A 10,922-nucleotide genomic window follows, 5' to 3' on the forward strand; every position below is an offset into this window, starting at 1 on the left:
GGGCGCCAGTCAGTGGGAAAACGCTTGCTGTGGGCGCGCCTCCACCCAGGACTCCGGAAGGTCGTTCAGCACTGAGCGCGCGTCCAATGAACGGATCGGCACCGACTGGTCCGCCGGAATCCGCCCCGCGCCCTGCAGTTTCAGGTAGCGCAGGCAGCACACCCGCAGGAAGGAAGAGAAGTTGCCTGCTACCGCTTCGCTGCCGCGGTGGGCGGTCAGTTCGTCATGCAGGCGCGTGATCAGCTGGTTGACGGTCATGCCGTCGCGCGTGGCCAGTTCTTCCAGCACTTCCCAGAACAGGCTCTCCAGGCGGATGCTGGTGGCCACGCCATGCAGCCGCAGCGAACGCGCCTGGGTCTGGTACGAGGCCGGGTTGGCGCGGATAAAGATCTCACACATCTAAGCTCTCCGTGCTGCGCCGCGAGCGGCGCGCGGGTGCATGCCGCGCCGCTCCGTGATGGCGCGGCGCCGCGTGGCGGAAGGCTCTAATGTACGATCCGCGTGCCCAGCACCGCAAGGAACTGCGCCAGCCACGCCGGGTGCGCCGGCCAGGCCGGCGCGGTGACCAGCTTGCCGTCGGTATGCGCCTGGTCGACCGGGATATCGACGTACGTGCCGCCGGCAAGCTTCACTTCCGGTGCGCACGCCGGGTAGGCCGAGCAACCCTTGCCCTCCAGCACGCCGGCGGCGGCCAGCAGCTGGGCGCCGTGGCAGACCGCGGCGATCGGCTTGTCGGCCTGGGCGAAGTGGCGCACGATCTCCAGCACGCGGGCGTTCAGGCGCAGGTATTCGGGCGCGCGGCCGCCGGGGATCACCAGCGCGTCGTACGCGGCCGGGTCGATCTCGGCAAAGCTGGCGTTGAGGGTGAAGTTGTGGCCGCGTTTCTCGGTGTAGGTCTGGTCGCCCTCGAAGTCGTGGATCGCCGTGGCGCAGGCGGCACCTGCCTTCTTGTCGGGACATACGGCGTGGACGGTGTGGCCGACCATCTGCAGTGCCTGGAACGGCACCATGGTCTCGTAGTCTTCGGCGTAGTCGCCGACCAGCATCAGTATCTTCTTCGCCATCGCGGTCTCCTGTATGGTTACGGGTGTCCGGCGGCAGCCGGCAGGGCCATTGTGCTGGCCGCTCCGGCGGCGCGGGTGGTAACCCGTTACCGCAGCCGTTGCAGGCATGTTTCACCGGCGCGCGAGGCGCGCTTTCTGTTTTTTCCGAACCCTATGGCAGATTCCATCATCCAGTCCCCTGACCTCGGCGACGTCACCGGCTATTTGCGCGACCGTATCCGGACCGTGCCGGACTGGCCCATGCCGGGCGTGATGTTTCGCGACATCACGCCGCTCTTGCAGGACCCCAAGACGCTGCGCGTGCTGATCGACGTCTTCGTGCACCGCTACATGGACGCCGAGCTCGACCTCGTCGCCGGCATCGATGCGCGCGGCTTTATCCTGGGCGCGATCGTCGCGTACGAGCTGAACCTGGGCTTCGTGCCGATCCGCAAGAAGGGCAAGCTGCCGTTCCAGACGGTGGCCGAGGAATACGAGCTGGAGTACGGCAGCGCGACCGTCGAGATCCATGCCGATGCCTGCAAGGCCGGCGACCGCGTGCTGCTGGTCGACGACCTGATCGCCACCGGCGGCACCATGATGGCGGGGCGCAAGCTGCTGGAGCGGCTGGGCGCCACGGTGGTGGAGGGTGCCGCCATCGTCGACTTGCCGGAGCTAGGCGGCTCGAAGCTGCTGCAGGACGGCGGGCTGCCGCTGTTCACGGTGTGCCGCTTCGACGGACACTGATCCACGCTCACCGACAGAACGATACGGAGATCGACACGGAGACCAAATGCCAGACCTGCTGCTGTTCCTGCTGACCTCGGTCGCGATCACCGTCGCGCCCGGCCCCGACAACCTGCAGGTGCTCGCGCGCGGCATGGCGCAGGGACGGCGCGCGGGGCTGGTGGCGGCGCTGGGTTTCTCGGTCGGCTGCCTGTTCCATACCGTGATCGCGGCGGTCGGGCTGGCGGCGGTGCTGCGCTCTTCGCCACTGGCGTTCCAGCTGATCAAGTATGCCGGCGCCGCCTACCTGATCTGGATCGGCATCCAGGCGCTGCGCGCCAGGGGCGGGCTGGCGCAGGGCGGCGACGTCGATGCGGTGCCGCTGGGCCGCGTGTTTCGCCAGAGCGTGCTCGGCAACATCATGAACCCCAAGGTGACGCTGTTCTTCCTGGTATTCCTGCCGCAGTTCGTGCGCGCCGATGCCGCGCATCCCGGGCTGCAGTTCCTGCTGCTGGGCGTGGTCTTCATGCTGCAGACCGCGGTGGTGTTCTCGCTGTTCGGCCTGTGCGCGGGCTGGCTGGGGGCATGGCTGCGGCGCCGCCCGGCCACGGGGCGCTGGCTCGACCGTGCCGCGGGGGCGATCTTCGTCGGGCTGGGCATCAAGGTCGCGCTGCCCTGAGCGCAGCCGCGGCCGTGCCGCGGCATGTGTTGCCTGGTGCCCCCACCCCTTGCCCTGTGCCGTTGCCGCTGCCCCATGGCGGGCGCATAATGCCTCATTGACAACTACACGATGACCGGGCAGGGCCGCCTCCGGCAGTAATTCGGCACCGGTCACACTGAGGCGCACAATGGGCGTACTTCTTCATCTGCTCTCGGGCGTTGCCCTGCTTGTATGGGGCACCAACATCGTCAAGGTCGGCATCCTGCGCGTCTACGGCGCCAACCTGCGCCACGTGCTGTCGACCAGCGTCTCCAACCGCTTCACCGCCTTCCTTGCCGGGCTCGGGGTCACCGGGCTGGTCCAGAGCAGCAACGCCACCGCGGTTATCGTCAGTTCCTTCGTCGGCCAGGGCCTGATCGCCGTGGCGCCGGCGCTGGCGATCATGCTCGGCGCCAACGTCGGCACCGCGCTGATGGTGCAGGTGTTTTCGCTCGACCTGTCGTGGCTGTCGCCGCTGCTGATCTTCGTCGGCGTGATCGGCCACCTGACCTGGAAGGGCAGCAAGCCCGGCCACGTCGGGCGCGTGCTGATCGGCCTTGGCCTGATCACGCTGGCGCTCGAGCTGATCTCGATCGCCACGCGGCCGGTGGTGCAGGCCGCCGGCGTCAAGGTACTGTTTGCGTCGCTGACCGGCGACTCGGGGCTGGACATGCTGGTGGGCGCGTTCCTGACCATCCTGTGCTATTCCAGCCTGGCCGTGGTGCTGTTCTGCGGCGCGCTGGCCTCGGCCGGCGTGGTGTCGATCCACGTGGCGCTGGCGCTAGTGCTGGGCGCCAACCTGGGCTCGGGCATCTCGGCGCTGCTGACCACTTCGGGCAACAATCAGCCGGGCAAGCGCGTGACGCTGGGCAACCTGCTGTCGCGCCTGCTGGGTTGCCTGGTGGCGCTGCCGCTGCTGACCCAGGCCGAAGAGCTGCTGGCGCTGATCGACCATGATCCGCAGCGGCTGATCGTCAATTTCCACCTGCTGTTCAATGTCGCTCTGGCGGTGCTGCTGCTGGGCGCCACGGCGCCGCTGGCGCGCCTGTGCGAAAAGGTGCTGCCCGGACGCAATACCGGCGACAGCCAGGTCACGCCGCGCCATCTCGACCCGGCCGCGCTGACCACGCCCACGCTGGCGCTGGCCAACGCCGCGCGCGAGGTGCTGCGCATCGGCGACCGTGTCGAGCAGATGCTCGACAACATGCTGCGCGTGATGCGGACCAATGACGTCAAGCTGGCCACCGCCACCTGCCGCATCGACAACGAGGTCGACGACCTCTACACCGCGATCAAGCTCTACCTGACCCGCATCAGCCTGGAAGCGCTGGACGAGCGCGACGGCCAGCGCTGGACCGAGATCATCTCGCTGACCATCAACCTGGAGCATGCCGGCGACATCATCGAGCGCATCCTGCTCGATACCAAGGACAAGAAGATCGCGCACAACCTGATGTTCTCCGAAGCGGGCATGGAGGAAATCGCCGAAATGCATGCGCGCCTGGTGGCCAACCTGCGGCTGGGTTTGTCGGTGTTCCTCAACGGCGACCTGAAGAGTGCGCAGGCGCTGATGGCGGAGAAGGCCAATTTCCGCGAACTTGAGCGCAAGTACGCCCACACCCACCTGCAGCGCGTGGCCGAGCAGACGGCGGAAAGCGTCGAGACCAGTTCGCTGCACCTGGATGTGATCAGCGAGCTGAAGCGGCTTAATTCGCTGTTCTGCGCGACGGCCTATCCGGTGCTGGAGCAGGCCGGCGTGCTGAACCGCAGCCGGATGAAGGTAGACGATGTGCCGCCCGTCACGCGGGTACAGGCGGCGCAGCATTGAGCGGCACGGCTACAGCTTGTAGCCGAACTTGCGCAGCAGCGCCTTGCGCTCCGCCACATCCGCCTCGGTCTCGATCCCCAGCGGCGAGGCGCCGTCGATCACGCCCACCACGCCGCGGCCGGCATCGGTCTGCGCGACGATCACCTGAGTCGGGTTCGCCGTCGCGCAGTAGATCCGGCACACCTCCGGCACCGCGCGCACCGCGCCCAGCACGTTCACCGGGAAGAACCCGTCGCCCAGGAAGATCAGGAAGCTGTGTCCCGCGCCGATGGCGCGCGCGTTTTCGCAAGCCATGTCGATCAGTTGCTCATCGGTGCCCGACCAGCGCACCAGCCGCTTGCCCGAGGCCTCGCAGAACGCCAGCCCGAAGCGGATGCCTGGCACCGTGCCCACCAGCGCCTCGTGCAGGTCTTCCACGGTCTTGATGAAATGCGAGTGACCAAAGATGAAGTTGGTGGCTTCCGGCTTGCTGACCGGTACGACCGTGAGTTCCATGCGGGGCTCCTGTGCGATGCGTGTCGCCGTCCGGTTCATGGTAGGGCGCGAGGTGGCGAAAGCAAGCCGGCGCCTGCTATACCGGAGGAGATTGGCTCACCACCGGAGCAGCCGATGCCTGCCTCTTGCCGCTTGCTTGCCCTGCTTGCCATCGTGCCGGCGCTTGCTGCCGCGCAGGTCGCTCCGGCATCACAGGGCGAGATCGCGGTGAGCGAACTGCAGCGCCCGAATGTCGTGGTGGTGCTGCGCCATGCCAGCGCCCCGGGCGTGGGCGACCCGCCCGGTTTCCGGCTGGCCGATTGTGCCACCCAGCGTAACCTCGATGCGCGCGGACGCGAGCAGGCAGCGCGGCTGGGGACGACCTGGAGGGCGGCCGGCTTCCGGCCGACGCAGGTGTGGAGCAGCGCGTGGTGCCGCTGCCAGGACACGGCGCGGTTGATTGGCCTGGGACCGGTACAGGTGCAGCCGCTGCTCAATTCGTTCTTCGGGGCGGAAGCGCGGCGCCGCGACGCGCAGGTCGAGCAGCTGTCGCGCCTGATCGACGGGCTCGACCCGCGGGGCGGGCCCTACCTGATGGTCACGCACCAGGTGGTGATCACCGCGTTGACCGGCCACGGTGCCGACAGCGGTGGCGGCGTGGCGATAGAGTTGCCGCAGGGCGGCACGGCGCGGCGCACGCGTGTGCTGCCGGCCGCCGGACTCGACTGAGCCCGGCCTGTCGGCAGCTCAGCAGGTCAGCCGCGCTTGAGCAGCGGCGCCAGGTACTTGCCGGTGAAACTGGCCTTGCTCTTCGCCACAGCCTCCGGCGTGCCCCGCGCGATCACCTGGCCGCCGCCGGCGCCGCCCTCCGGGCCCATGTCGATCAGCCAGTCGGCGGTCTTGATGACGTCCAGGTTGTGCTCGATGATGACCACGGTATTGCCCTGGTCGCGCAGCTTGTGGATGACCTTGAGCAGCAGCTCGATATCGTGGAAGTGCAGGCCCGTGGTGGGCTCGTCCAGGATATAGAGCGTGCGCCCGGTGTCGCGCTTGGACAGTTCCAGCGACAGCTTGACGCGCTGCGCCTCGCCGCCCGACAGCGTGGTCGCCGACTGCCCCAGCCGGATATAGCCCAGGCCAACGTCCAGCAGCGTCTGCAGCTTGCGCCGCACCACCGGCACCGCGCTGAAGAACTCATGCGCCTGCTCGACGGTCAGGTCCAGCACCTCGGAGATGTTCCTGCCCTTGTACAGGACTTCGAGCGTCTCGCGGTTGTAGCGCTTGCCGTGGCAGACGTCGCAGGGCACGTACACGTCGGGCAGGAAGTGCATCTCGACCTTGAGCACGCCGTCGCCCTGGCACGACTCGCAGCGCCCGCCCTTGACGTTGAACGAGAAGCGGCCCGGATCGTACCCGCGCTCCTTGGCCGCGGGCACGCCGGCGAACAGCTCGCGGATCGGCGTGAACAGGCCGGTGTAGGTGGCCGGGTTGGAGCGCGGCGTGCGGCCGATCGGGCTCTGGTCGACGTTGATGACCTTGTCGAAATGCTCCAGCCCCTCGATGCGGTCGTGCTGCGCCGGCTCCGGCGTCGAGCCGTACAGGTGGCGCGCCACGGCGTGGTAGAGCGTGTCGTTGATCAGCGTCGACTTGCCCGAGCCGGACACGCCGGTGATGCAGGTGAGCAGGCCCACCGGCACCTCGGCGGTGACGTTGCGCAGGTTGTTGCCGCTGGCGTTGACGATGCGCAGCAGCCGTTCTTCGTCCGGGGCGGCACGCTGCTTCGGCACTTCGATGCGGCGCTGGCCGGACAGGTATTGCCCGGTCAGCGAAGCCGGCGAATCCTCGATCTGCCGCGGCGTGCCCTCGGCCACGATCATGCCGCCGTGCACGCCCGCGCCCGGGCCGATATCGACCACGTAGTCGCAGGCGCGGATCATGTCCTCGTCGTGCTCGACCACCAGCACCGAGTTGCCGATATCGCGCAGGTGCTTGAGCGTGCCGATCAGGCGGTCGTTGTCGCGCTGGTGCAGGCCGATCGACGGTTCGTCCAGCACGTACATCACGCCGGTCAGGCCCGAGCCGATCTGCGATGCCAGCCGGATCCGCTGTGCCTCGCCGCCCGACAGCGTGTCGGCGCTGCGTTCCAGCGACAGGTAGTCCAGCCCCACGTTGTTGAGGAAGTTCAGCCGCGCGGTGATCTCCTTGACGATCTTGTCGGCGATTTCGCGCTTGGCGCCGTGCATGTCCAGCGTCAGGAAGTAGGTCAGCGCGTCGCGCAGCGGCCAGCCGTTGATCTCATAGATCGCGCGCGCCTGCTCGTTCTCGCCGAGCTTGACGTGGCGCGCTTCGGTTCGCAGGCGCGTACCGTGGCAGGCGGGGCAGGGCTGGTTGTTCTGGTACTTGGCCAGTTCCTCGCGCACGGCGACGGAATCGGTCTCGCGGTAGCGGCGTTCCAGGTTGGGGATGATCCCTTCGAACACATGCTCGCGCACCGTGGTGCGGCCGCGCTCGTTGATATAGGTGAACGGGATTTCCTGCTCGCCAGAGCCGTGCAGCACCACCTGCTGCACGTTCTCCGGCAGCTCCTCGAACGCCGTCTCGGTATCGAAGTCGTAGAACGCCGCCAGGCTCTGCAGCATCTGGAAGTAGAACTGGTTGCGCCGGTCCCAGCCCTTGATCGCACCCGAAGCCAGCGACAGGTTGGGGAAAGCCACCACGCGCTTGGGATCGAAGAACGTGATCTGGCCCAGCCCGTCGCAGCTCGGGCACGCGCCCATCGGGTTGTTGAACGAGAACAGCCGCGGCTCCAGCTCCTGCAGCGAGTACGAGCAGATCGGGCAGGCAAAGCGCGAGCTGAAGGTGTGCTCCTTGCCGCTGTCCATCTCCAGCGCCAGCGCGCGGCCGTCGGCCAGGCGCAGCGCGGTCTCGAACGATTCGGCCAGGCGCTGCTTGATGTCGGCGCGGACCTTCACGCGGTCGACCACCACGTCGATGCTGTGCTTCTCGGTTTTCTTCAGCCTGGGCAACTGGTCGACCTCGTACACCCTGGCCTCGGCCTCATGCGCGGTGCCGCCGCCCGAGCGGATGCGGAAGCGCACGAAGCCCTGCGCCTGCATGCTGTCGAACAGGTCCGAGTGCTCGCCCTTGCGGTCGACCACCACCGGCGCCAGGATCATCAGCTTGGTGTCCTCGGGCAGCGCCAGGGCCGCGTCCACCATCTGCGACACGCTCTGCGCCTGCAGCGGCAGGTTGTGGTCGGGGCAGTAGGGCGTGCCGGCGCGCGCGTACAGCAGGCGCAGGTAGTCGTGGATCTCGGTGACGGTGCCGACCGTCGAGCGCGGGTTGTGGCTGGTGGCCTTCTGCTCGATCGAGATCGCCGGCGACAGGCCTTCGATCAGGTCCACGTCCGGCTTTTCCATCAGCTGCAGGAACTGGCGGGCGTAGGCGGAGAGCGACTCCACGTAGCGGCGCTGGCCCTCGGCATAGAGCGTGTCGAAGGCGAGCGAAGACTTGCCCGAGCCCGACAGGCCGGTGATCACGATCAGCCGGTTGCGCGGCAGGTCGAGATTGATGTTCTTCAGGTTGTGGGTACGCGCCCCACGGATCTTGATTTCTTCCATATGCCGAAAAGTCGTCGCCAGGCAGGCCGCCCCGGGCCGGGCTGGCCGAGGCTGTCTGAAGGAAAGGCAAAACCCAGTGTCCAGGTGCGCTGGCTGGCACTTCCTGCCGCTGGCGACGGCGGAATGCGCATCCGGGCACACGCCCGGGGGCCCTCTGGCAAGGCCAGGTGACCCGGGAAGCGCGAAGGAGCAAACCTGTTAATATACCCAACTTCGGTTTCCGGGGTAGCCGGCCCAGAACGGGCGCATGCCGGGAACCCCGGCGCGGAGCCGTCACCGGCCTCATTTCCAGGGCGACCCGGAAGGCGGGCGGACACCGGCCAGAGGCCATACCGGCCGATGCCGTCACAAAACGGCCACCCGGCCGGCCCCGCCAGCCGACCCGCTTTCCAGAGATCCTCACGATCGCAATGCCGCCGATCCAGTCTTCTTCCCCGGACGCGAGCCCTGCCGGCGCGTCCCAGGCTCCCGCCCGCGAACGCATGACGCGCACCGAGCTGCGCGCCAGCGTGTCGCTGGCCAGCATCTTTGCCCTGCGCATGCTGGGGCTGTTCCTGATCCTGCCCGTATTCGCCGAATACGCCCGCAACCTGCCCGACGGGCATGACGCCCAGCGCGTCGGCCTGGCCATGGGCATCTATGGCCTGATGCAGGCCTTCCTGCATATCCCGCTGGGCTGGCTCTCCGACCGCATCGGGCGCAAGCCGGTGATGGTGGGCGGGCTGGTGCTGTTTATCGCCGGCGGCCTGGTGGCGGCGTTCTCCGACACGCTGACGGGCATCATCGCCGGCCGCGCGCTGCAGGGCATGGGCGCGATCTCGGCGGCCATCACGGCTTGCATCGCCGACCTCACGCGCGAGCGCCATCGCACCAAGGCGATGGCGATGGTCGGCGGCAGCATCGGCCTGACCTTTGCGCTGTCGCTGGTGATCGCCTCTCCGCTGCTGCACAGCATCGGCATGGCGGGCATCTTCGGCCTGATGTCGGTGCTGGGGCTGGTGGCCATCGGCGTGACGCTGTTCCTGGTCCCGGCGCCGCCAGCGCCGCACCCGGTGCGGCTGCCGTTCCGCAAGGTGCTGCTCAATGCCGACCTGGCGCGGCTGAACGTTGGCGTGCTGGCGCTCCATGCGTCGCAGGTGGCCATGTTCATGGTGGTGCCGGCGATGCTGACCGATGCCGGCATGCCGCTCGACCAGCACTGGAAGGTCTACCTGCCGGTGGTGCTGGTGTCGTTCGTGCTGATGCTGGGCCCGATGATGGCGGCGGAGCGTTACGGCCGCGTGCGCCCGGTGCTGCTCGGCGCGGTGGCGCTGATGACGGCGGTGCAACTGCTGTTCGCAGCGGTGCATGGCTTGTGGGCCATCGTTGGCGTGCTCTTGCTGTTCTTTGTCGCATTCAACGTGCTGGAGGCAATGCAGCCCTCGCTGGTGTCGCGCTACGCCGCGGCCGCGCGCGGCGCCGCGCTCGGCGTGTACAACACCACGCAGGCGCTGGGGCTGTTCCTGGGCGGTGCCGTTGGCGGCTGGCTGCTGAAGCACGAGGGCCGCAGCGCGGTGTTCGTCGGCTGCGCGGCCGTGCTGCTGCTCTGGCTTATAATCGCCTGGAGCATGAAGGCGCCCCCGGCCCGCGGGCAGGAGGCCGCACCGGCGCCGGCTGCCTGAAGTTGCCTTGGCATCGCATCAATCCGTAAAGCTTTCCGGGCCGGAAATGGCCTAGCATGATCGCGCCACCCGACACCGGCCGGGCGGCGCGATGTTCGTTTACGTTGCTGCGCCCGGCGGCGCCGCAGTGACGGCGCAGTGCTGAACCAGGCAACCGGCCACGGTAGCCGCCGGCGCGGTATCGGATCACACTATCAGCTTCACCCTCATCGTATTGCCACGCTTTTCAACACAGCGCGTGGCTTTTGGAGAACATTCACATGGCCTCGGTCAACAAAGTCATTCTCGTCGGCAACCTCGGCGCCGACCCCGAAACCCGCTACATGCCCAGCGGCGACGCGGTCACCAACCTTCGCCTGGCGACCACCGATCGCTATAAGGACAAGCAGTCCGGCGAGATGAAGGAAGCCACCGAGTGGCACCGCGTTTCGATGTTCGGCAAGCTGGCCGAAATCGCCGGCCAGTACCTGCGCAAGGGCTCGTCGGTCTATATCGAGGGCCGCATCCGCACCCGCAAGTGGCAGGACCAGTCCGGCCAGGACAAGTACTCGACCGAAATCGTTGCCGACCAGATGCAGATGCTGGGCTCGCGCCAGGGCGGCGGTGGTGGTGGCGATGAAGGCGGCTTCGGCGGTGGTGGCGGTGGCTACAGCCGTGAATCGCAGGGAGGTGGCGGTGGTGGCTACGGCGGCGGCCGTGGCGGCCAGGGCGGCGGCCAGGCTGGTGGCGGCGCTCGTCGCCCGCAGCAGGCGCCGTCGAATGGTTTCGAGGATATGGACGACGATATTCCGTTCTAGAGAGCACTTTTGAAGCGTGGTAACTAAACAGCCCGTAACCCTTGTGGTTACGGGCTGTTTAGTTATTTACATT

At 67.7% G+C, this 10,922-nt stretch carries 10 protein-coding genes; 6 read left to right on the forward strand and 4 right to left on the reverse strand.

The window, feature by feature from the left end:
• Positions 1-9: 9 nt before the first annotated feature.
• Both J8I34_RS14935 and J8I34_RS14940 read right to left on the reverse strand, forming a co-directional pair.
• On the reverse strand, positions 10-399 hold the full coding sequence (locus J8I34_RS14935; RefSeq protein ID WP_029046785.1) for a ribbon-helix-helix domain-containing protein: 390 nt from the start codon (positions 397-399) through the stop codon (positions 10-12).
• 86 nt (positions 400-485) lie between these two features.
• Positions 486-1,064, reverse strand: a complete 579-nt coding sequence (locus J8I34_RS14940; RefSeq protein ID WP_029046786.1) for a DJ-1/PfpI family protein — start codon at positions 1,062-1,064, stop codon at positions 486-488.
• Positions 1,065-1,217: 153 nt separating this feature from the next.
• Here J8I34_RS14940 and J8I34_RS14945 point away from each other — a divergent pair, with 153 nt between their 5' ends.
• The 3 genes from J8I34_RS14945 to J8I34_RS14955 all read left to right on the forward strand — a co-directional run bounded on the left by J8I34_RS14945 (position 1,218) and on the right by J8I34_RS14955 (position 4,297).
• The gene (locus J8I34_RS14945; protein WP_029046787.1) at positions 1,218-1,790 is read left to right on the forward strand and encodes an adenine phosphoribosyltransferase; all 573 of its coding nucleotides are present in this window, start codon (positions 1,218-1,220) and stop codon (positions 1,788-1,790) included.
• 46 nt (positions 1,791-1,836) lie between these two features.
• A complete protein-coding gene (locus J8I34_RS14950; RefSeq protein ID WP_029046788.1) occupies positions 1,837-2,448 on the forward strand; it encodes a LysE family translocator in 612 nt (203 codons plus the stop codon).
• 169 nt (positions 2,449-2,617) lie between these two features.
• Positions 2,618-4,297, forward strand: coding sequence for a Na/Pi cotransporter family protein (locus J8I34_RS14955; protein ID WP_029046789.1), 1,680 nt, complete (start codon positions 2,618-2,620; stop codon positions 4,295-4,297).
• A gap of 9 nt (positions 4,298-4,306) precedes the next feature.
• On the opposite strand, the gene J8I34_RS14960 is transcribed toward J8I34_RS14955, so the two are convergent.
• Positions 4,307-4,792: an adenosine-specific kinase gene (locus J8I34_RS14960; protein WP_029046790.1), complete on the reverse strand. Its 486-nt coding sequence runs from the start codon at positions 4,790-4,792 to the stop codon at positions 4,307-4,309.
• A gap of 114 nt (positions 4,793-4,906) precedes the next feature.
• Here J8I34_RS14960 and J8I34_RS14965 point away from each other — a divergent pair, with 114 nt between their 5' ends.
• Positions 4,907-5,500 (forward strand): histidine phosphatase family protein, encoded by a 594-nt coding sequence (locus tag J8I34_RS14965; RefSeq protein WP_029046791.1) that lies wholly within the window; start codon positions 4,907-4,909, stop codon positions 5,498-5,500.
• A gap of 26 nt (positions 5,501-5,526) precedes the next feature.
• Here J8I34_RS14965 and uvrA read toward each other — a convergent pair whose 3' ends face one another.
• On the reverse strand, positions 5,527-8,391 hold the full coding sequence (gene uvrA / locus J8I34_RS14970) for an excinuclease ABC subunit UvrA (RefSeq protein ID WP_209767910.1): 2,865 nt from the start codon (positions 8,389-8,391) through the stop codon (positions 5,527-5,529).
• 410 nt (positions 8,392-8,801) lie between these two features.
• Here uvrA and J8I34_RS14975 point away from each other — a divergent pair, with 410 nt between their 5' ends.
• Complete coding sequence (locus tag J8I34_RS14975) at positions 8,802-10,052, forward strand: MFS transporter (RefSeq protein ID WP_209767913.1); 1,251 nt, start codon at positions 8,802-8,804, stop codon at positions 10,050-10,052.
• A gap of 260 nt (positions 10,053-10,312) precedes the next feature.
• Positions 10,313-10,849, forward strand: a complete 537-nt coding sequence (locus J8I34_RS14980) for a single-stranded DNA-binding protein (protein WP_209806345.1) — start codon at positions 10,313-10,315, stop codon at positions 10,847-10,849.
• Positions 10,850-10,922: the final 73 nt, after the last annotated feature.

Source organism: Cupriavidus phytohabitans (genome assembly GCF_017815025.1).
Lineage (GTDB): Bacteria > Pseudomonadota > Gammaproteobacteria > Burkholderiales > Burkholderiaceae > Cupriavidus.

What these genes read in the sequence shown, in the direction of transcription:
- J8I34_RS14950 (WP_029046788.1), top strand. Translation starts at nt 1,837, where the DNA reads ATGCCAGACCTGCTGCTGTTCCTGCTGACCTCGGTCGCGATCACCGTC.
- J8I34_RS14935 (WP_029046785.1), bottom strand. Translation starts at nt 399, where the DNA reads ATGTGTGAGATCTTTATCCGCGCCAACCCGGCCTCGTACCAGACCCAG.
- J8I34_RS14980 (WP_209806345.1), top strand. Translation starts at nt 10,313, where the DNA reads ATGGCCTCGGTCAACAAAGTCATTCTCGTCGGCAACCTCGGCGCCGAC.
- J8I34_RS14960 (WP_029046790.1), bottom strand. Translation starts at nt 4,792, where the DNA reads ATGGAACTCACGGTCGTACCGGTCAGCAAGCCGGAAGCCACCAACTTC.
- J8I34_RS14945 (WP_029046787.1), top strand. Translation starts at nt 1,218, where the DNA reads ATGGCAGATTCCATCATCCAGTCCCCTGACCTCGGCGACGTCACCGGC.
- J8I34_RS14955 (WP_029046789.1), top strand. Translation starts at nt 2,618, where the DNA reads ATGGGCGTACTTCTTCATCTGCTCTCGGGCGTTGCCCTGCTTGTATGG.
- uvrA (WP_209767910.1), bottom strand. Translation starts at nt 8,391, where the DNA reads ATGGAAGAAATCAAGATCCGTGGGGCGCGTACCCACAACCTGAAGAAC.
- J8I34_RS14965 (WP_029046791.1), top strand. Translation starts at nt 4,907, where the DNA reads ATGCCTGCCTCTTGCCGCTTGCTTGCCCTGCTTGCCATCGTGCCGGCG.
- J8I34_RS14940 (WP_029046786.1), bottom strand. Translation starts at nt 1,064, where the DNA reads ATGGCGAAGAAGATACTGATGCTGGTCGGCGACTACGCCGAAGACTAC.
- J8I34_RS14975 (WP_209767913.1), top strand. Translation starts at nt 8,802, where the DNA reads ATGCCGCCGATCCAGTCTTCTTCCCCGGACGCGAGCCCTGCCGGCGCG.